General features: G+C 55.2%; 13 protein-coding genes. 7 read left to right on the top strand and 6 right to left on the bottom strand.

The genetic code is table 11. From position 1 onward, the window contains the following. Positions 1–6 precede the first annotated feature (6 nt). Positions 7–3978, bottom strand: coding sequence for a trifunctional transcriptional regulator/proline dehydrogenase/L-glutamate gamma-semialdehyde dehydrogenase (putA, locus tag QOT07_RS15215; protein WP_283603463.1), 3972 nt, complete (start codon positions 3976–3978; stop codon positions 7–9). 545 nt (positions 3979–4523) lie between these two features. Here putA and putP point away from each other — a divergent pair. From putP to phoH, 6 genes are all read left to right on the top strand, one after another. Further along, entirely contained in the window at positions 4524–6008 is a 1485-nt protein-coding gene (putP, locus tag QOT07_RS15210) for a sodium/proline symporter PutP (protein ID WP_099064396.1), read from the top strand. A gap of 465 nt (positions 6009–6473) precedes the next feature. After that, positions 6474–7319 carry an iron uptake transporter permease EfeU gene (efeU, locus tag QOT07_RS15205; protein ID WP_283603462.1) on the top strand — a complete coding sequence of 282 codons (846 nt, stop codon included), beginning with the start codon at positions 6474–6476 and terminating at the stop codon, positions 7317–7319. 19 nt (positions 7320–7338) lie between these two features. Then, complete coding sequence (efeO, locus tag QOT07_RS15200; protein ID WP_099064394.1) at positions 7339–8475, top strand: iron uptake system protein EfeO; 1137 nt, start codon at positions 7339–7341, stop codon at positions 8473–8475. Between the two features lie 10 nt (positions 8476–8485). After that, positions 8486–9784: an iron uptake transporter deferrochelatase/peroxidase subunit gene (efeB, locus tag QOT07_RS15195; protein ID WP_261284870.1), complete on the top strand. Its 1299-nt coding sequence runs from the start codon at positions 8486–8488 to the stop codon at positions 9782–9784. Between the two features lie 210 nt (positions 9785–9994). After that, positions 9995–12142: a TonB-dependent receptor PqqU gene (gene pqqU / locus QOT07_RS15190; protein WP_283603461.1), complete on the top strand. Its 2148-nt coding sequence runs from the start codon at positions 9995–9997 to the stop codon at positions 12140–12142. Between the two features lie 685 nt (positions 12143–12827). Then, complete coding sequence (gene phoH / locus QOT07_RS15185) at positions 12828–13613, top strand: phosphate starvation-inducible protein PhoH (RefSeq protein ID WP_085117328.1); 786 nt, start codon at positions 12828–12830, stop codon at positions 13611–13613. A gap of 72 nt (positions 13614–13685) precedes the next feature. Here the strand turns inward: phoH and QOT07_RS15180 are convergent, their stop codons facing one another. From QOT07_RS15180 to QOT07_RS15170, 3 genes are read right to left on the bottom strand one after another with little or no spacing between them, the layout of a single operon-like run. Further along, positions 13686–14555, bottom strand: a complete 870-nt coding sequence (locus QOT07_RS15180) for a dimethyl sulfoxide reductase anchor subunit family protein (protein WP_283603460.1) — start codon at positions 14553–14555, stop codon at positions 13686–13688. Between the two features lie 5 nt (positions 14556–14560). After that, the gene (locus QOT07_RS15175) at positions 14561–15115 is read right to left on the bottom strand and encodes a 4Fe-4S dicluster domain-containing protein (protein ID WP_207978980.1); all 555 of its coding nucleotides are present in this window, start codon (positions 15113–15115) and stop codon (positions 14561–14563) included. 2 nt (positions 15116–15117) lie between these two features. Then, positions 15118–17451: a molybdopterin-containing oxidoreductase family protein gene (locus tag QOT07_RS15170; RefSeq protein ID WP_283603457.1), complete on the bottom strand. Its 2334-nt coding sequence runs from the start codon at positions 17449–17451 to the stop codon at positions 15118–15120. Positions 17452–17860: 409 nt separating this feature from the next. Between QOT07_RS15170 and lpxO the strand changes: the two genes are divergently transcribed. After that, positions 17861–18763, top strand: a complete 903-nt coding sequence (lpxO, locus tag QOT07_RS15165; RefSeq protein ID WP_085117324.1) for a lipid A hydroxylase LpxO — start codon at positions 17861–17863, stop codon at positions 18761–18763. Between the two features lie 53 nt (positions 18764–18816). On the opposite strand, the gene chaA is transcribed toward lpxO, so the two are convergent. After that, positions 18817–19917: a sodium-potassium/proton antiporter ChaA gene (chaA, locus tag QOT07_RS15160; RefSeq protein WP_099064384.1), complete on the bottom strand. Its 1101-nt coding sequence runs from the start codon at positions 19915–19917 to the stop codon at positions 18817–18819. Between the two features lie 314 nt (positions 19918–20231). Beyond that, complete coding sequence (locus tag QOT07_RS15155) at positions 20232–21050, bottom strand: siderophore-interacting protein (RefSeq protein ID WP_207978982.1); 819 nt, start codon at positions 21048–21050, stop codon at positions 20232–20234. Positions 21051–21203 lie beyond the last annotated feature (153 nt).

Here is a 21203-nt window from a genome sequence, read left to right as displayed (position 1 = left end):
AGGTCGTTAACCAATCGTCATCAGGCTGGCGTTACCGCCGGCGGCGGCGGTGTTGACACTCAGCGAGCGTTCGATCAGCAGGCGCTCCAACAGGATATTGGTTTCGCCGTGGGCAAAGCCTTGTACTGAAACGATCGCGCCGCTGCGCTGGGCGATTTGCTCGCACAGAGTACGTAACTGATCGGCATCGCCGTGGTAAATGGCGGCGTCAAACTCTACCTTGTCCTGCTGCCAGTCTTTGCTGAGGCTGATGCTGGCCTGAACCGCCGCCGGCAGGCGACGATACAGGGCGCGTTGCAGCTCGGCTTCCGGCCACAACACGCTGCTGCCCACCGCCAGTACCGCAGCCAACTGAGTCAGGGCATCGGCTTCGTTATCGGCCAGGCACAGTACGCGCTCACGCGGCAGCAGGGCATAGGTGTTGCGCTCGCCGGTTGGGCCTGGCAGAGGGCGCAGGGTGCCGCCCTGACCCAGCTCGGCGTAGCGTTGTGCCAGCGTCACCAGCTCTGTCTGTTTTTCGGCAATCGCCCACTGCTCCAGCGCCTGATGGGCCTTGAGCAGCTGTGGGCGCGCGGTGGCTTCCAGCGGGCGTTCATCGTCCTGACGGCTCAGGGTGCGCAGCACTGCGTCATCCGGACGGTTAGCCAGCAAGCGGTACAGGTACAGCGGGCCACCGGCTTTCGGACCGGTGCCGGAGAGACCTTCGCCGCCAAACGGCTGCACGCCGACCACGGCACCTACCATGTTGCGGTTCACGTACAGGTTACCCACCTTGGCACGTTCGGTGACGCGGGCGATGGTCTCATCAATACGGGTGTGAATACCCAGCGTCAGACCGTAACCGGCGGCGTTGATCTGATCGACCAATGACTCCAGGTTGGAGCGCTGGAAGCGCACCACGTGCAGTACCGGGCCGAAGATCTCTTTTTGCAGCTCGTCGAAGCTGTCCAGTTCAATCAGCGTTGGCTTGATAAAGGTCCCGCGTGACCACTCTTTCTCATCCTGTGCATTGCCTTTCGCCGCCTGATAGACCTTGCGGCCCTTGGCACGCATTGCCTGGATATGGCGTTCGATACCGGTTTTGGCTTCGGCGTCGATCACCGGCCCGATGTCTGTAGACAGGCGTTCCGGGTTACCCATACGGCACTCGGCCATCGCACCGCGCAGCATTTGCAGCGTATGGTCCGCCACGTCTTCCTGAATACACAGGATACGCAGGGCAGAACAACGTTGACCGGCGCTGTCGAAGGCAGAGGCGACCACGTCGGTTACCACCTGTTCGGTCAGGGCGGAAGAATCGACGATCATCGCGTTCAGGCCCCCGGTTTCGGCGATCAGCGGCGTTGGGCGACCTTGCGGATCCAAACGACCGGCGATGCTGCGTTGCAAAATACCGGCAACGTCGGTGGAGCCGGTGAACATCACGCCACGGACGCGGGCGTCATTGACCAGCACCGAGCCGACGCTTTCACCCTGGCCTGGCAGCAGTTGCAGCACGCCCTGGGGAATACCGGCCTCCAGCAGAATGCGTACTGCCTGTGCGGCGATCAGCGGAGTTTGCTCGGCCGGTTTGGCCAACACGCTGTTGCCTGCCGCCAGTGCCGCGGCAATCTGGCCGGTGAAGATCGCCAGTGGGAAGTTCCACGGGCTGATACAAACTACCGGGCCCAGCGGGCGGTGGCTGTCATTGGCGAAGTCATCGCGCACCTGACCGGCGTAGTAATGCAGGAAATCGACCGCCTCACGCACTTCGGAGATGGCGTTGTTAAAGGTTTTACCTGCTTCGCGTACCAGAATACCCAACAGGCTTTGCAACTGGCCTTCCATCAGTTCTGCGGCGCGTTCAAGAATGGCGGCGCGTTCGGATGGCGGGGTGGCGAACCAGATTGGACCGGCAGCGGCAGCGGCGTCGAGCGCCCGGCTGACTTCCCCTTCGGTGGCTTCACGCACGTAACCGACGATATCGCCCGGTTCGGCAGGGTTAATCACCGGTTGTTCCACGCCCTGATCCAGCTCGGCGTCGATAATCGGCTCGGCACGCCATGGCTGAGTAGCGCTGCTCAGCAATGCGCTGGACAGAGAAGCCAGACGCTGTTCGTTGGACAAGTCCAGACCGCTGGAGTTGGTGCGTTTCTCGCCATACAGCTCGCGCGGCAGCGGAATACGCGGATGCGGCAGGCCAATTTGCCCTTCGCTGGCGGCCATAGCTTCAACTGCGGTGACCGGATCGGCCACCAGTTCGTCGAGCGGCAACGTGGCGTCGGCAATGCGGTTAACGAACGAGGTGTTGGCTCCATTTTCCAGCAGGCGGCGCACCAGGTATGCCAGCAGCGTTTCATGGGTACCGACCGGGGCATAAATGCGGCAAGGGCGGTTTAATTTGCCGTCGGCCACTTTACCCACCACTTGCTCATACAGCGGTTCGCCCATGCCGTGCAGGCATTGGAACTCATACTGACCTGGGTAGTAGTTGTTGCCTGCCATATGGTAAATCGCGCTCAGGGTGTGGGCGTTATGGGTGGCGAACTGCGGATAAATCAGATTGGGCACCGCCAGCAGTTTGCGGGCGCAGGCCAGGTAGGAGACGTCGGTGTAAACCTTGCGGGTGTAAACCGGATAGCCTTCCAGCCCGTCCATTTGGGCTCGTTTGATCTCGCTGTCCCAGTAAGCGCCTTTCACCAGACGGATCATCAGGCGACGGCGGCTGCGCTGCGCCATGTCGATCACGGCGTCGATGGCGAACGGACAGCGTTTCTGATAGGCCTGGATCACGAAGCCAATGCCGTTCCAGCCGGCCAGCTGTGGCTCAAAGCACAGTTTCTCCAGCAGATCGAGTGAGATCTCCAGGCGGTCGGCTTCTTCGGCGTCGATATTGATGCCGATATCATATTGACGCGCTTGCAGGGTCAATGACAGCAGGCGGGGGTAAAGCTCTTCCATGACGCGTTCGTACTGCGCACGGCTATAGCGCGGATGCAGGGCGGAGAGCTTGATCGAAATACCCGGGCCTTCATAGATGCCGCGACCGTTAGACGCTTTGCCGATCGCGTGAATGGCCTGCTGGTAGGACACCAGATAGGCCTGAGCGTCGGCTTCGGTCAGGGCGGCTTCACCCAGCATGTCGTAAGAGTAGCGGAAGCCTTTGTCTTCCAGCTTGCGGGCATTGGCCAGCGCTTCGGCGATGGTTTCGCCGGTGACGAACTGCTCGCCCATCAGGCGCATCGCCATGTCTACGCCTTTACGGATCAGTGGTTCACCGCTCTTGCCGATAATGCGGTTCAGCGAGCGCGACAGGTTGGCTTCGTTATGGGTTGAAACCAGCTTGCCGGTGAACAGCAGGCCCCAGGTGGCGGCGTTCACGAACATCGATGGGCTGCGGCCGAGGTGGGAATGCCAGTTGCCATTGCTGATTTTGTCGCGGATCAGCGCGTCACGGGTTGGTTTGTCCGGAATACGCAGCAGGGCTTCCGCCAGGCACATCAGCGCCACGCCTTCCTGTGAGGAGAGTGAGAATTCCTGCAGCAGACCTTGCACCATACCGGCGCGGCCGTTTGCACTTTTTTGGTTACGCAGCTTCTCGGCGATGTTGTAAGCCATCTTATGGGTGGCTTTGGCAAGATCGGCCGGTAAGCGTGCCTGTTCGAGCATCATCGGAACCGCTTCGGTCTCAGGACGACGATAGGCTGCGGTGATGGCGGCGCGGTTAACCGACTGCGGCAGGATTTGTTCAGCAAATTCAAGGAATGGCTGGTGGGACTCTTCCTGCACTTGCGGCATAATGTCGTCCGCTTCGGTCTGGCCGGCAGCGGCAACAGCAGGAATTTCAGGCAGTTCGGAACCGTTCTCGAGACGCTCGAGATAATTGAAAATGGCCTGTTTGATCAGCCAGTGCGGCGTGCGATCGATACTTTGTGCTGCGCTTTTAATGCGATCGCGAGTTGCCTCGTCGAGCTTTACGCCCATGGTGGTAGTGCCCATGCCAATCCAACTCCTGTGTTTAAGAACCTATACACAAACTGCGGGCCAGAGAGGCTGCGGGGATAGGTTCGTGCGTTGAGTGCTGTGATGAATGCAGACAATATCCAGCATGTTGCAACTTTGTGCAACCGTGTTAAATCAGGCTGATGAGCGAAGTGTGAGTTCCATCGATTTTTTAACATCAATAACCGGCATGCTTCTTGCTCAGCCTCTGGGCAGGGAGAGATGAAGACGGAGTTTAAGTACGTTGTCCCCAGTGATATCAGGGGTAACATCAGAATTATATTAGGTGCAACTCCGTTTGGGGGTGAAAGGTGTAACCCTGAGGGCGGTTAAATGTGACGCAGGGTAAACTTTGTGTAACTTTGTTGTTAAATATCTTGTTGGATAATGAAAGGGTCATCTAGGATAGCCGTCGGCCAGACAATTGCGGGCGGAAACTATTTTCACCTGCGGGGTACCTGCAATTTCGCCACGTTCCGGCGGATGGGCAAGCAGTAACTATCGCAATACAGCGCGAAATAATAATGAGAGTGGAGAATTTCATGACAATGAGCACACCAATGCTGGTGACCTTCCTGGTGTATATCTTCGGGATGGTGTTAATCGGCTTACTTGCCTACCGGGCAACCAATAACTTTGACGACTACATTCTGGGCGGCCGTAGCCTGGGCAGCGTGGTGACCGCGCTCTCTGCCGGCGCATCGGATATGAGCGGCTGGTTGCTGATGGGCCTGCCGGGCGCCATCTTTCTGTCCGGCATCTCCGAAAGCTGGATTGCCATTGGCTTGACGATCGGTGCTTACCTTAACTGGAAGCTGGTGGCGGGGCGGCTGCGTGTGCATACCGAAGCCAACAATAATGCCCTGACGCTGCCGGATTACTTCACCAGCCGCTTTGAAGACAAAAGTAAGCTGCTGCGGGTGATTTCTGCCATCGTTATTCTGGTGTTCTTCACTATCTATTGTGCTTCCGGCATTGTGGCCGGTGCGCGTCTGTTCGAAAGTACCTTTGGGATGAGCTACGAAACCGCGCTGTGGGCCGGTGCCGCCGCTACTATCCTCTATACCTTTATCGGTGGATTCCTGGCGGTGAGCTGGACCGATACCGTGCAGGCCAGTCTGATGATTTTCGCGCTGATCCTGACGCCGGTAATGGTGATTATGGCCGTGGGTGGCATTGACACCTCGATGCTGGTGATTGAGGCGAAGAACCCGGCCAATATCGATATGCTGAAAGGCCTGAACTTTGTGGCGATCCTCTCACTGCTGGGTTGGGGGTTGGGCTACTTCGGTCAGCCACACATTCTGGCGCGCTTTATGGCGGCGGACTCTCACCGCACCATTCGCAGCGCACGCCGCATCAGCATGACCTGGATGATCCTGTGTCTGGCGGGGACCATTGCCGTCGGTTTCTTCGGTATTGCCTACTTCTCCAACAACCCGGATCAGGCGGGCAATGTGTCGCAGAACGGTGAACGCGTGTTTATCGAACTGGCGATGATTCTGTTCAACCCTTGGGTTGCGGGCATTCTGCTGTCGGCCATTTTGGCGGCGGTGATGAGTACCCTGAGCTGCCAGCTGTTGGTGTGTTCAAGCGCGATTACCGAAGACTTGTACAAAGCCTTCCTGCGTAAAGGTGCCAGCCAGCGTGAGCTGGTGTGGGTCGGGCGCTTTATGGTGCTGGTGGTGGCGCTGATCGCCATCGCGCTGGCGGCAAACCCGGAAAACCGCGTGCTGGGTCTGGTGAGCTACGCCTGGGCCGGCTTCGGTGCGGCCTTTGGTCCGGTGGTGTTGATCTCGGTAATGTGGTCACGCATGACCCGTAACGGCGCATTGGCCGGCATGCTGGTCGGGGCGGTGACGGTGATCGTCTGGAAACACTTTGCCTGGCTGGATCTGTATGAAATCATCCCGGGCTTCCTGTTTGCTTGTATCGCCATCGTGACGGTGAGCCTGATGGGTCGTCAGCCTTCGGCGACTATCACCGAACGTTTTGATCAGGCAGAAGCCGAGTTCAAAACCGTTTAATCCTCGCGCAGCACGAGTCTCAAAGGGCGCTTAATACGCCCTTTATAAAGTTGTTTATTAGTCCGAGATACTCGGGCCTAGCGCACCGAGGGGCCATTATAGGACACGTCCATGTGTCCCACCCTCCGGGCCGACTGGACGTCGTTCCAATTTGCTCCCGGCAAATTGGTCGGCAGCTAAAGCTACTACGACCCCTTCGGCACGCTCTCCCTAATAACTGGCTTTATCCGTAGTCTGGGGGCGCTTAATGCGCCCTTTATCATTTTTCATTCCGCCGTTTTCTGTCATCTGCCTGAAACACCTGGCGACATTTGATTAGAAAAAATCACCCTTGCGGCCCTTGTATTTCTTCCAGCCAGAATGATAATCACTATCGTTGTGTTTTACTTTTCTTTACATTGGCGTTGCCGCCATTTCCGGCGTGCGGACGCTTCGCAGCAGATGCCTTTTTAGGGGTTATTATTTATGTTTGTTCCCTTCCTTATCATGTTCCGTGAGGGGCTGGAGGCGGCGTTGATCGTCAGCCTGATCGCCAGCTACCTGAAACGCACCCAGCGGGGTCAATGGCTAGGCGTGGTATGGATAGGGGTGATTGTTGCCGCTGCTCTGTGCCTGGCGCTCGGCATTTTCATCAATGAAACCACCGGTGAATTCCCGCAGAAACAGCAAGAGCTGTTCGAAGGCATTGTTGCGGTGGTGGCGGTACTGATCCTCACCTATATGGTGTTCTGGATGCGTAAGGTGTCCAGGTCGGTCAAGGTACATCTGGAAGGCGCTATCGACAACGCGCTCAACTCCGGCAAAGGCCAGGGCTGGGCACTGGTGGCGATGGTGTTTTTTGCCGTGGCGCGTGAAGGGCTGGAGTCGGTGTTTTTCCTGCTGGCCGCCTTCCAGCAAGATGTGGGTATTGAAGCCCCGATCGGTGCAGTGCTCGGTCTGGTGGCCGCCATCGTGCTGGGTATGGCTATCTATTGGGGCGGCGTGAAGCTGCACCTGGCCAAATTCTTCAAATGGACCAGCCTGTTTATTCTGTTCGTTGCCGCCGGTCTGGCTGCCGGGGCGATCCGCGCCTTCCACGAGGCCGGACTGTGGAACCATTTCCAGGATATCGCGTTCGATCTCAGTAACCATCTGTCGACCCATTCGCTGTTTGGCACTCTGCTCGAAGGCATCTTCGGCTACCAGGAAACGCCAACGGTGAGCGAAGTGGCGGTCTATTTCCTGTATCTGATTCCGGCGCTGATTTTCTTTTTCCTACCGCAGCGTGCGGAACCGGCAGCGGTTTCGGCGCAACGTAAAATCAATCATTAATTTTAATAGGGAATCTTGTATGTCGACTCCATTATTCCGCCGCAAGGCGTTGCACGCAGCATTACTGGCACTCCCGGCGTTCGCGCTGAGCATCAATGCCCAGGCGGCGGATGTGCCGCAGGTGAAGATTACCGTTAACGACAAGCAGTGTGAGCCGATGCAGCTGACGGTACCGGCCGGTAAAACCCAGTTTGTGGTGCACAACACCAGCCAGAAAAACGTTGAATGGGAAATCCTCAAAGGGGTGATGGTGGTAGAAGAGCGTGAGAACATCGCGCCGGGCTTTACCCAGAAGATGACCGCCAATCTGGAAGCGGGTGAATACGACATGACCTGCGGGCTGCTCAGCAATCCGAAAGGCAAGCTGACCGTGACTGCGGCTGCGGGTGCCGCCACCGACGGCAAACCGAACGCGATGGATTTGGTTGGGCCGATTGCCGAATACAAGGTTTATGTTACCAAAGAAGTGGAAGGGCTGGTCAAGCAGACCAAGCTGTTCACCGACGCGATCAAAGCCGGCAACGTGGAACAGGCGCGCAAACTCTATGCGCCGACACGCCAGCACTACGAGCGTATTGAACCGATTGCCGAACTGTTCTCCGATCTGGACGGCAGCATCGACGCCCGTGAAGACGATTACGAGAAGAAAGCGGAAGATCCGAAGTTCACCGGTTTCCACCGCCTGGAGAAAGCGCTGTTTGCCGATAACACCACCAAAGACATGAGCAAATACGCCGATCAACTGTACAACGACACCGTCGAGCTGCAAAAACGCGTCACTGACCTGACCTTCCCGCCAAGCAAAGTGGTGGGCGGGGCGGCCGGTTTGATCGAAGAAGTGGCGGCGAGCAAAATCAGCGGTGAAGAAGACCGTTATAGCCGCACCGATCTGTGGGACTTCCAGGCTAACGTCGACGGCGCGCAGAAAATCGTTAACCTGCTGCGTCCGCTGCTGGTGAAGGCCAACAAGCCGTTGCTGGACAAGATCGACGCCAACTTTAAAACCGTTGATACCATTCTGGCGAAGTACAAAACCAAAGATGGCTATGAGTCTTATGAGAAGCTGACCGATGCCGATCGCAATGCCATGAAAGGGCCAATCACCACTCTGGCGGAAGACCTGTCACAACTGCGTGGCGTTCTGGGTCTGGATTGAGGCAAGCATAATGAGTAACAAGATCGGCCCGGCAAACGGGCCGCATCCACAGCCGCAGGACGCGGCGTCACCGTCGCGCCGCCGTTTGCTGCAAGGCTTGGGGCTGGGCGTGTTGGCGTTGGGCGGCAGCCGCCTGACTCAGGCGGCAGATAAAGTGGCAGAACCGCTGGCGGTGCCGCAGGATGAACGGTGGCAGAAGCAGCCGTTCTATGGCGCGCATCAGGCCGGGATCCTCACCCCACAGCAGGCTGCGATGATGCTGGTGGCGTTTGACGTGCTGGCCAGCAACAAGCAGGATTTGGAGCGGCTGTTCCGGCTGCTGACCACCCGCATTGCCTTCCTGACGACCGGCGGCAGGGCACCGGAGGTGGATCCCAAGCTGCCACCGCTCGATTCGGGCATCATGGGGCCGGAGATTTATCCGGATAACCTGACCATCACCGTGTCGGTCGGCACTTCGTTGTTTGACGAACGCTTCGGGTTACAGGCACAAAAACCGCTGCGTTTGCAAAAAATGACGCGCTTCCCTAACGACTCGCTGGACGCCAGCCTGTGCCACGGGGATTTGGTATTGCAGATTTGCGCCAATACCAATGAAACGGTGATCCACGCGCTGCGCGACATTATCAAGCATTCGCCGGATCTGCTCAGCGTGCGCTGGAAGCGGGAAGGGTTTATTTCTGCCCACGCCGCACGTAGCAAAGGCAAAGAAACACCGATCAACCTGCTGGGCTTTAAAGACGGCACCGCCAACCCGAAAACCAGCGATAAACCGCTGATGGATCAGGTGGTGTGGGTGGCGGATAACGCCGGAGAACCCGCATGGGCGGTGGGCGGCAGCTATCAGGCTGCACGTATTATCCGCTTTCACGTGGAGTTTTGGGATCGCACGCCGTTACAGGAACAGCAAACCATCTTCGGTCGCGACAAGCACAGCGGTGCGCCGCTTGGCATGAAGCATGAGCATGACGAGCCGGACTACGCGCAAGATCCCGAAGGCAAGCTGATCCCGATGGATGCGCATATTCGCCTGGCAAACCCGCGCACGCCGCAAACTCAGAGCAATTTGCTGTTGCGGCGGGGTTACAGCTATTCGATTGGCGTGTCCAATTCCGGTCAACTGGAAATGGGGTTGCTGTTTGTCTGTTATCAGGCCGATTTGGAAAAAGGCTTCCTGACGGTGCAAAAACGTCTGAACGGCGAGGCGCTGGAAGAGTACGTCAAGCCGATCGGCGGTGGTTACTTCTTTGCGTTGCCGGGGGTAAAAGACGCTAACGATTACCTGGGCAGTGGCCTGTTGAAAGCCTAAGTCACCTGTTACAAGGCGGGGTTTCCCCGCCTCATTTTTCTGATCTCTGCCGTGCACCACCGTTTATTGAAATCAACCCTGTCCTTGCGCAATTGGGGGAACGGGCTTTAATTAGGTAACTATTTTCATTTTTTGTTAAAAGCATTAACATGTCGGCCATAACGTTCCAAATGGTTCATACCTTCCGATCCCTTTAACGGCATTCTCCAGATGAAAAGCACTCATAAAAACCGGTTGGCAGTTTCGGCGCTGGTTATTCCAGCCCTACTGCCTGTTTCTGCCAGCTTTGCGCAGGACAAGGACAGCGAACAGACCATGGTGGTCACCGCCAAGCGCAGCGGTCTTTCTGAACTTTCAACCCCGGCGGCCGTCAGCGTTGTCACGGGTGATCAAATCCGTGAGGCACGACCGCAGATCAATCTGTCGGAAAGCCTGGGTAGCGTGCCGGGTCTGCAAATTCAGAACCGACAGAACTATGCGCAGGATTTACAGTTGTCGGTGCGTGGTTTTGGTGCCCGTTCTATGTATGGCGTGCGCGGCGTGCGTATTTATGTCGACGGTATTCCGGCCACCATGCCGGACGGCCAGGGGCAGACCTCGAATATCGACCTTAACTCGGTCGAGAAGGTGGAAGTGCTGCGCGGACCGTTTTCCGCCCTTTACGGGAATGCCTCCGGCGGCATGGTGAATGTGGAAACCGAAACCGGCCAACAGCCGACTCGCCTGGAGGCCAGCTCGTATTTCGGCAGCTACGGCACCTGGCGCTATGGTGTTAAAGCCACCGGGGCAACCGGCGACGGCACCCAAGCCGGCGATGTTAACTACACGATTTCCGGTACCCGTTTCACCACCCAGGGGTTCCGCGATCACAGCGGCGCGCAGAAAAACCTTGGTAATGCCAAATTAGGCGTGCGCATCGATGATGTCAGCACGCTGACGCTGTTGTTCAACAGTGTTGATATCGACGCCAATGATCCAGGCGGCCTGACTTCTGCCGAATGGCACGATAATCCGCGCCAGGCACCACGAGCCGATCAGTACAACACACGCAAAACCACGTCACAGACCCAGGCCGGGCTGCATTATGAGCGCCAGATGGGTGCCAATGATGACCTGAGCATCATGATGTACGCCGGTGAGCGCGAAACCACCCAGTACCAGTCGATCCCGGTCGCGGTGCAGCAGCGCAGTGCGCAGCATCCGGGCGGGGTGATTGACCTGACGCGCCACTATCAGGGAATTGATACTCGCTGGACGCACCGTGGTGAGCTGGGCGTGCCTTACACCCTGACCGGCGGGTTGGATTATGAAACCATGACCGAGCAGCGTAAAGGGTATGAAAACTTTACTCAGGTCAACGGTGTAACCGAGCTTGGCACCGAGGGGGCGCTGCGCCGTAATGAACGCAACCTGATGTGGAACCTCGACCCTTATCTGCAAACTTCGTGGCAGTTAACCCAGCAACTGACGCTGGATGTCGGTATGCGTTACAGCACCGTCAATTTTGACTCCAACGATCACTACATCACCGGCGCTAATGGCGATGACAGCGGTAACGCCAGTTATCATAAGTGGTTACCGGCCGGTTCCCTTAACTATGCGGTGATGAGCGGCTGGAACCTGTATCTTTCCGCCGGCCGTGGCTTTGAGACCCCGACCATTAATGAACTGTCCTACCGTTCCGGCAATCAGTCCGGGCTCAACTTCGGCCTGAATCCTTCAACCAGCGATACGGTAGAATTTGGCAGTAAAACCCGTATTGGCAATGGGTTGCTGACCGCCGCAGTGTTCCAGACCGACACCAGCAACGAAATTGTGGTTGATGAAAGCAGCAACGGACGCAGTAGCTACAAAAACGCTGGACAGACCCGCAGACGTGGGCTTGAGTTGGCGCTGGATCAGCAGTTCGCTTATGACTGGCGGGTACAGTTAGCCTGGACGTTGCTGGATGCGCGTTATCGCGACGATGTTTGTGGTGATAGCCAGTGTTCGGTGGCCAACAGGGTACCGAGTGGCAACCGGATGCCGGGCATTGCGCGTAATATGGGTTATGCCTCGTTGGCCTGGTCACCGCCGGAAGGGTGGTATGCCGGTGCCGAGGTACGCTATATGAGCGATATCGAGGTTAATGACGCCAACAGCGAACAGGCTCCGGCTTATACCACCGTCGGCTTAAATACCGGCTACCGTTATCCGCTGGGCAACTGGATGCTTAACGTTTTTGGCCGGGTAGATAACCTGTTTGACCGTCAATATGTCGGTTCGGTGATCGTCAATGAAGGCAATGGCCGTTACTACGAACCGGCACCGGGTAGAAACTGGGGCGGCGGATTGAGCGTTTCTTATACCTTCGAGTAACCGCCGGATGAGTTTATCGGCGTGATCACTCAGCAACAGGGCGGGAGCTATCCCGCCTTTTTTATTAATAAATTTCTGCTGACGGGGCGGTTATGAAGTGTGCGAAATTTAATCAGGAAACTAAAATGTCATTTGCGGATTATAATCATAACTATTTGATAATTATCAATATAAAAAATTTATTGAATGACGTAATCAGCGTGATATAGTGTTCTGGCCGCGGCTAAAAACAAAAAAGATTAAATTTTTTTACATTTTAGCAACGCGCGAGGTTTGAATGTCATTATACTGTAATCATCTGGCGGTAGTTTTCACAAGGTGCACAGCTCGAAGCTGTAAATAACACTGCGGGGATCGCTAATGGTAAAGTCCTTGGTTGGGCTAGAAAGAACAAATAACAGACCTTTCCTGATTTCTCGTTGTAACGAGGGTTCTCTCTCCGACTCTCTTTTCCTGGCCACTCCACACTCTCGTCATTCCAAATTCTTGTCACTTTTTACTCTAGGTTTAATTACGCAATCGCGTTCTCCCGTGAAAAATCGGTGTGCCGAAACGCTCGCCGCGTATTCACTTTTACTCTTGGCTATTGTTGGCTCAAAAGGGAGCCAAAACCTAATCTGTGTGTGAAACATAATCGCGCGGTCCAGACCGCCGCGGTAGGTGAAACAAACTGTAAGGTGCCACTATGAGACAAAAAGCAGTGATCAAAGCACGTCGTGAAGCGAAACGCGTTATTCGTCGTGACGCTCGTAGTCATCGCCAGCTTGAAGAAGAGTCCGTTACCTCGCTGGTACAAATGGGTGGTGTTGAGTCTATTGGCATGGCGCGAGACAAGCGCGATAGCTCTACCATCGAGGCTAGAACCGAAGCTCAGGGTCATTACTTAATCGCCATAGATAAGAAGCAGTTGATTTTTGCCACCGGTGAAGCCGGCTGCGGCAAAACTTTCATCAGCGCTGCGAAAGCGGCAGAAGCCCTTATACATAAAGAAGTGGATCGGATTATTGTTACTCGCCCGGTTCTTCAGGCGGATGAAGACCTCGGTTTCTTACCAGGGGATATTTCTGAGAAGTTCGCCCCTTATTTCCGTCCGGTGTATGACATTCTGGTGCGCCGCTTGGGATCGTCCTTTATGCAATACTGCCTGCGTCCGGAAATCGGCAAGGTAGAGATCGCGCCTTTCGCCTACATGCGCGGGCGTACCTTCGAAAATGCGGTAGTTATCCTGGATGAAGCCCAGAACGTGACCGCCAGCCAGATGAAGATGTTCCTGACCCGTTTGGGTGAGAACGTAACGGTAATCGTTAATGGTGACGTAACCCAATGCGATTTGCCGCGCGGTGTGAAGTCCGGCCTCAGCGATGCGATGGAACGCTTCGAGGAGGATGAAATGATCGGCATCATCCGCTTTGATAAACAAGACTGCGTCCGCTCCGCCCTGTGCCAGCGTACGCTCAACGCCTACAGTTAAAACCTGCCTGCTAACCTAAGGCCGCCTCGGCGGCCTTTTTCTTGCCCCGGAAATGGGTTCTGACTCATCATCTCAAAACCAAGGATATTGGCTCATCACGCCAGAGTAAAACAGCATTCGGCCACCCAGCGAGGCGGAGAGCAGCGCCAGCATCAGCATGCTGGCGGTTCCTCCTGACAACACCGGTCGGCGATAAAGATAGATCGCCAGTCCGGTGGCGATAATCAGCCCGGCAAAAATCAGCCAACTCATCCAGCCTGAGCCAAAGATGGCGATGGCACTGGCCAACATTTTGCCTTGTTCACTGAAACCTGCGCTGTACCCCAGGATCACCGCCAACATCAGTGCCACCGCCAGCAAAATGCCTCCCGGCAGCTGGGTGGGGAGCTGTCGCTGATGCTTATCCAGCGACGCATTGAAAACGCTGATCCTTAAGCCAAGAGTGGTAAACCCCAACAGCAGCGCTGTGGCAATAAAACTGAGATGGGTGATGGGAGAGTGCCATAGCGGGTGGCTACTCATCTGGTAATAAACCTGCGCCGAAACCAGAATGGCCGCCAGCCCGGCGACTGAGGCCAGCAGGCTAACGCCGCGGATCAAAGCCTGGCTACGATTAAAGCGAAACAGGATGGCTGCCCAGCTAAATACCACCGCATTGAGCAGAAAGAAGGCGACGACCTCTCGACTTAGCCAGGAATGACCGATCCCCAGAATGGCGCGATAGGCCCCGGTTGGTGAACCCAAATGCAATAGCGACAGCAGCGAGCCGATAATATTGACCGCCAAAATAGCCACCGCCATTTTGCGCAGAGCATTAAAGCGTTTTTCTTCCGTCAGCCATCTTGGTTGGGCGACGATTAATACTGTGATGGCCACAATTGCGCCCACCGCCCACTGACAAAATACGGTAAAAAAGACTAAAGGGAGCTCATATTCAGACATGGCCTCTATTCCTTATCCCCGGCGGGAATAATCACGATATTGGGGTGGCTGATTTGGTGGCTTGGCAGTGAGTAGCGGGTTTCGATACGGGTTAAGTCAGCCCGGTATTCTTGCCGCAGCAGATCAATATCACCAAACTGCAGTACCCCGGCCGGACAGGACTCGACACAGCGTGGTTGCAATCCTTCATCCAGCCGCTCAGCACACAGATTGCACTTACTGGTTTTCCCTTCGACCGGATCAAAAACCGGCGCATTATAAGGACAAGCCATAATGCACATCCGGCAACCAATGCATTTGTCGTGATCCTGCACCACGATGCCGTCCGGGCGTTTACTGTAGGTATCTGCCGGGCACACTTTCATGCATTGCGGATCGTCACAGTGATTACAGGACATCGTGATAAACGCCATCGCGTTCGGATCGTCAAAGCTAAATTCCCTGACCTGACGCCAGAGCACGCCCGCCGGGGTTGCATTTTCGGATTTACAGGCCATCGAGCAGGTTTTGCAGCCGTAACAGCCGCGCATATCCACTAAAAATCCATATTGTCTGACCATGATTATGCCTCCGCCCTAACGTCAACCAGGGTGCTGTTACAACAATGGCCGGAGCCCAGGACTTCGGCATGATCGTTAGTCACGTGGCTGCTGCTGCCCCCTTGCTGTTCCCACCAGCCATTGTCCAGGCACACCACGCCGCGTTTGATTTGACGGGTCACTACCGCCAATGCCCGGTGCTCTCCCCGATGATTGAAAGCAATGGCCCATGCGCCATTGTGGATATTGCGACTGGCGGCATCTTCCGGATGGATCATGATATTAGGCTGATTACGCTGAACTTCGAGGATCCATTCATTCATCCCGTGGCTGGAGTGAATACTCCGGGCCAGCTTGCGCTGCACGGCCATTAATGGGTATTTTCTTGCCAGCTCCGGCGACCCTTTCGGCGACTCTTTAACCTGCATATAGGTCACAATCGGTGGGAAGTCTTTCTTCTGCCAGGCTTCAATAAAGAAGTGGGCTTTTTTAGTGGGTGTGCGGAAGATACCGTCCCTGAACGGGATCCACGGCACCTCCGCCGGTTTGATCGGCCCGTGGCGCAGTTGTTCAATGGTGATGCCGGTACCGGCCAGACAGTTTTCGATATAGTGTTCAATCGGTTGATTAAACACTTCGCCAAAGCCGAAACGTTCGGCTAGCCGGGCAAAAATCCAGTAATCCGGTTTGGCCTCACCGACTGGCTCCACCGCTTTTTCCATCAGTTGGACATAGTGGCTGCGGACGCCGGCCATCAGGCTGAGATCTTCAAAAATGGTGGTCACCGGCAACACCAGGTCTGCATACAGGGCGGTGGAACTCATCAGATTATCGGCCACCACCACAAACGGCACTTTCTTCAGGGCCTTTTTCACCATATTGGTGTTAGGCAGTTGGGTCAGGGCGCCCAGAGTCATAATCCACCAGAAGTTAATCGGGTGAGGGCGATCGTTGACGATCCATTCTCCGGTTTTAGAAACGGGTATCGGTGGGATTTTTTGCACGTTAGGTGCGGGTGGTACCGGCGGATTGAACTTCATCATCTGTTTTGCGCCGCCCGCATCGCAGACACCCCCACCGGCTTTGCCCATATTGCCGGTCAACAGCGCCAGATAGAACTGACTGGCGGCCACATAGGTGCCAAACTCGGTACGCTGAGCGCCGGACATATTCTGTACGATCATCGAAGGTTTGTTGCTGGCATACTCTCGCGCCAACCGCAGCAGGGTGGCTGCCGGAACATCGGTTTCTGCCGCTACTTTCTCCGTGTTCCAGGGGGCGGCCTCCTGGCGGATCAGTTCAAACACCGTGGTATAACCGGCATCTGCAGGCAGTTCTGCCTGTGTCAGTGCCGCAACAATGGCGGGTGTATCATGGCGAACCAGCTTTTGGCTTAGGTTGTCGTAGACCAGATAGCTTTCTTTATCCTGCGGATCTTCCCTAAGCTGTTGTTGCTCGGCATCCACCAGATAAACCGCCCCGGTGTGTTGGCGCAGGAAGTCAGCATCATAGCGCTGCTCATCCATAATGATTTTTATCATCCCCAGTGCCAACGCGGTGTCGGTGCCAGGAATAATCGGGATCCATTCATCGGCTTTGGCCGCCGTTTCGTTAAATCTCGGGTCGATCACCACCAGGCGCGCCCCCTGTTTTTGCGCCTTAATATATTCTTTAAAATAGGCTTGCATGGTCACGGCTGGATTATTGCCCCAGCACAGGATGTATCGGCTGTCGGCAAGCGTGTCGCGCATATCCGCGTAGCGCAGGCCAAGCATCGGGATCATGGCGGCGGTCACGGCAGAGCAACACAAGGAGCCGGTGCGTTTGGTGGCGCCGCCGAGGTAATCAAAGAAGCTCTTGGCCATATCATTTTTAATAGAATCCATGTTGCCGGCATGGGTCGAAATCAACAGGCCTTTATTTCCGTGGCTGGCAAGGGTGTTGCGGATATTTAGCTCAATCAGATCCAGCGCCTCATCCCAGGATATCGGTTTGAATTTCCCTTCGCCTTTTTCTCCGACCCGAAGCAAGGGTGTTTTAACCCGCAGTGGGTGATACACCCATTTGGTCCGACTTATTCCGCGCAGGCAGCACTTGACGTTAAAATCTTTGCTGGCTTCTATTTTCTTCAGCTCACCCTGATAGACATAAGCCGTTAAATTGCAGTGTAAACACTCCATGGCACAGGTTGATCTAAAGGTTTGATAGTCGGTTAGTTTAAGCCGCACTCGGGACAAGGGTTTACCCTTGTCCAGCGCCATGGAAAAAACGCAGGGTGAGATGCTGGCCAATCCTATGACCCCCAGCCCTTTTAACAAGGTTCTGCGATTCATTCTGATTTCTGATATATTTTTCATGATATTTCCCGCACGTATTATTTGTTTTTATTATTGTTCGCGTTGTTGCCATTTAATTTAAATAACACCATGAGTTAATCATGGGTGAATTATGGCGTACTGATCGAAATCAAATTATTAATTTATTGTTTTACCGTAACTTACTCGTGCCGTTAATAGAAGAAACCAAAAAGTAATTGTCGATTATTGCTTTTAGCGGGTTGCTCAGCCTCGACTGGTCGGAGTCCAATCCTCGCTCGTTTAGCTTTTGTGTAAACTATTGTGGTTTTTTGTATAGATTTTCGTTGAGTTAGCGTTAATGATTAGTGGGGTTCCAGCAGGGCGTAGCGGTGCATCCGCCAAAAGGGAATATCTGGGGAGTATGCCGGAGTGGCGTACTGGGCATTGGGATCTTCAAAGCGGTTCAATCATGAAATACATTATTTTATTGCTATTTATTTTGTGCGTTGTGTATGTCCATTACCGTGGCAGGGTGCGTTACACCTTCTGGCGGCAGCTTTCTGATCACTCGACCTTTACCGCGCCACTGAACGTTTTTATGTATCTGTTCTCACGCGTGCCGACCACGCCTTATTTGCAACCGGAGCAATTCCCCGAGTTGAAGGTACTGCGGGATAATTGGCAAACTATCCGTGATGAAGGGCAGCAGTTGATGGCGATCCAGCAAATTAAAGCCTCGGATCAGTTTAACGATGCCGGGTTCAATTCGTTCTTCAAAACCGGCTGGAAACGTTTTTATTTAAAATGGTATGAAGACAGCCACCCGTCGGCGATGAGTCTGTGTCCGCAGACTACCGCGCTGTTGCGCAGCCTGCCTTCAGTCAAGGCGGCGATGTTTGCCGAACTGCCGGACGGCAGCCGCCTGCCACGCCACCGCGATCCTTACGCCGGTTCGCTGCGTTATCACCTGGGGCTGATTACCCCGAATGACGACCGCTGTTTTATTGAAGTGGACGGCGAGCGCTACAGTTGGCGCGATGGCGAAGGGGTAATGTTTGATGAGACCTATCTGCATTTTGCCGAGAACCAGAGCGGGCAGAACCGGCTGATTCTGTTCTGTGACATTGAACGGCCGATGCGTTTCCGCTGGGCACAGGGTATCAACCACTGGCTGGGACGCAATTTGATGAGTGCGGCCACTGCACCCAATGAAGAGGGCGATCGTACCGGGGGGGTTAACAAGCTGTTCAAGTATATTTATGCGGTGCGCAAAGTGGGGAAACGGCTGAAGGCGTGGAACCGTACCGGGTATTACATCATTAAATGGATTTTGTTTGGCGGTATCGCGGCGGGCATTTTTTTCGCGGTATAAGCTTTTGCGCTATGTATAAAGACGAAGGGCGCCACGGGGCGCCCTTCGGGTAATCAGGCAAAGATGGTCATCATATAGGCGGCGAACAGCGCCAGGTGCGCCGTACCGTTCAGCACGTTGGTCCTGCCGGTGGAGAACGAAAGCTGGCACAGCAACAACACCGTCAGCATCACCACGATATGCGGCGTCTGCAAACCGAAGATCAACGTCTGACCGGTCAGCGTGGCGATGACGGTGACCGCCGGTACCGTCAGGGAAATGGTCGCCAGCACCGAACCGAAAAACAGGTTCATGGCGCGCTGTACCTGATTATTCAATACCGCTCGCAGTGCCCCCAGACCTTCAGGCGACAGGATCAGCAGGGCGACCAGGAAACCGGTAAATTGCGCCGGGGCATTCACCTTGGTCAACAAACCTTCCAGCGGATTGGCGTTGAACTTGGTCACCGCGATCACTGCAATCAGATGTACCACCAACCAACCGGCATGCCAGGCACTGCTGTGCGAGGAAGGCTTGCCATGGTGCGGGTCACCATCGTCATCTTCGTGCTCATAGACGAACAGGCTCTGGTGGGTTTTGGTCTGGATCACCAGGAACACGCCGTACATGGCGGCAGAAATCACCGAAACCAGCAGCGCCTGACCGGTAGTGAAGTTACCGCCCGGCAGCGCACTCGGGAACACCAACACAATCACCGCCAGCGGGAAAATCGCCATCAGATACTGTTTTATACCGCCGAGGTTAACGTACTGGGTGGCGAATTTACGTCCGCCAAGCAGCAGTGCAACACCCACCAACCCGGCGCTGACAATCATAATGATCGAGTAAAGGGTATCGCGCATCAACGCCGGAGCGGCATCACCGGTGGCCATCAATGCGGAGATCAGGCTGACTTCCAGGATCACCACCGACAGGCTGAGGATCAGCGAGCCATAGGGTTCACCCAGGCGGTGAGCCAAGACGTCGGCGTGGCGTACTACGCTGAATGCACTGCTGAGAATACCGATCAGGGCAACGATGTTAATACCGACGATCAACGGAAAGTTGCTGGTATTGCCCCACAAATTCAGCACCACCAGGGCGGCAATGGGCAGCAGCAGGGAATACTCGGTGTGGCGGGATTTGGATCGGCCAGGATCGTTTTGCGACTTCATTTCGATGGTACTCCTTCTCAAACAGCGTGGTCCCGTCTTCGCTGACTGCCGTTAAAGGCAACTCTGCGCATCCAGAATGCATTTTTATTTAATAATAATAGGATACACCCAGTGGCGCGTGCCGGGGAATGATGTGATGTTGTTTTACTTGCAAAAGCAAATGCTTGCAATATGTGACTAGGTTAACAAAAAAACCGCACTGGATGCGGTTTTCTTTACTTACTTTTACGCAGTGAGATTTGTTTTCTTCATTAACGGCATATAAATTGCAGTTTGCGAATCTATTCCTTGGTTAATAAAGGGAAAAATTCCTATCAGTCATCAATATTATCCATGATTTCATGCCGCTTATTATGGTAACCCTCTTCATTTAGCCCCTCACGCCAGTAAGGCACGGCATAAAGGCGATTACGCTCACATTGACGATCGCGGCGCAGGTAGCGGCGCAGTTCTACCACCAGACGATCTTCACCGGCCAGCCAGTACTGGGTCTCGGCCTGCGGCTGCGGCAATGCACAAAACTGCGTGACCAGCTCTGCCGTTTTCTCGGTGCCGCCAATAATCCAGCTCAGTTCAAAACCCGCAGGTTTTTTCAGGTCGATCACATCGGCTGCGCTATCAACCCGGATAAAGGCATGACCTTCGCTGCGTGCCGGTAGTGTTTCCAGCAACGCCGCCAAAGCGGGTAAAGAAGAAGGATCGCCGGCCAGGCAGTAGAAGTCAGCCTCTGGCAGCATAGGTTTCGGGCCACCGGGATTGCTGATGCCAATTTTATCGCCGGCTTTCGCCGCGCGGGCAAAGTCAACCGCCGGGCCGCTGTGGTCATGAATGGCGAATTCAATGTCGACTTCCGCCAGTTCCGGACGTACCGCACGGATGGAGTAGGTGCGAACAATGGGGCGTACCGCATCGGCTGCCCAGCGTGGGCCATTTTCGGTCAGCGTCGGCAGATCCGGCTGTGTCTGGCCTGCCAGCGGCAGGAAAACCTTGATGTGCGCGGCAGCAGCATTTGCCGGGTAATAGCGCAGGTCCGGCGCGGTGAAGGTGATACGACGCAGGTGCGGGGTAATATCGCGAATGGCACTGACTGCAATCAGGTAGGGTGCGCGTGAGCGTGGGGCTTCGGTAGTCACGGGGTTCTCCTTATGTTCGTTTGGCGCTGAGTATATCACGCCATTTGATAATGAGAATTGTTTGCTGATCGTGGCAGACGGGCCCGGTCACCGCGACGAAGCAGGATGGCGATCGCTTAATGCTTAACTGAGATATTTTACCCTTCGATATTA

The sequence above is a fragment of the Serratia proteamaculans genome (assembly GCF_949794035.1).
Lineage (GTDB): Bacteria > Pseudomonadota > Gammaproteobacteria > Enterobacterales > Enterobacteriaceae > Serratia > Serratia proteamaculans.
Note: the sequence above shows the minus strand (reverse complement) of the source record. Positions and strands in the feature narration are given on the sequence as shown.

What these genes read in the sequence shown, in the direction of transcription:
- efeO (WP_099064394.1), top strand. Translation starts at nt 7,339, where the DNA reads ATGTCGACTCCATTATTCCGCCGCAAGGCGTTGCACGCAGCATTACTG.
- putP (WP_099064396.1), top strand. Translation starts at nt 4,524, where the DNA reads ATGACAATGAGCACACCAATGCTGGTGACCTTCCTGGTGTATATCTTC.
- efeU (WP_283603462.1), top strand. Translation starts at nt 6,474, where the DNA reads ATGTTTGTTCCCTTCCTTATCATGTTCCGTGAGGGGCTGGAGGCGGCG.
- phoH (WP_085117328.1), top strand. Translation starts at nt 12,828, where the DNA reads ATGAGACAAAAAGCAGTGATCAAAGCACGTCGTGAAGCGAAACGCGTT.
- QOT07_RS15180 (WP_283603460.1), bottom strand. Translation starts at nt 14,555, where the DNA reads ATGTCTGAATATGAGCTCCCTTTAGTCTTTTTTACCGTATTTTGTCAG.
- chaA (WP_099064384.1), bottom strand. Translation starts at nt 19,917, where the DNA reads ATGAAGTCGCAAAACGATCCTGGCCGATCCAAATCCCGCCACACCGAG.
- QOT07_RS15170 (WP_283603457.1), bottom strand. Translation starts at nt 17,451, where the DNA reads ATGAAAAATATATCAGAAATCAGAATGAATCGCAGAACCTTGTTAAAA.
- putA (WP_283603463.1), bottom strand. Translation starts at nt 3,978, where the DNA reads ATGGGCACTACCACCATGGGCGTAAAGCTCGACGAGGCAACTCGCGAT.
- lpxO (WP_085117324.1), top strand. Translation starts at nt 17,861, where the DNA reads ATGAAATACATTATTTTATTGCTATTTATTTTGTGCGTTGTGTATGTC.
- QOT07_RS15175 (WP_207978980.1), bottom strand. Translation starts at nt 15,115, where the DNA reads ATGGTCAGACAATATGGATTTTTAGTGGATATGCGCGGCTGTTACGGC.
- efeB (WP_261284870.1), top strand. Translation starts at nt 8,486, where the DNA reads ATGAGTAACAAGATCGGCCCGGCAAACGGGCCGCATCCACAGCCGCAG.
- pqqU (WP_283603461.1), top strand. Translation starts at nt 9,995, where the DNA reads ATGAAAAGCACTCATAAAAACCGGTTGGCAGTTTCGGCGCTGGTTATT.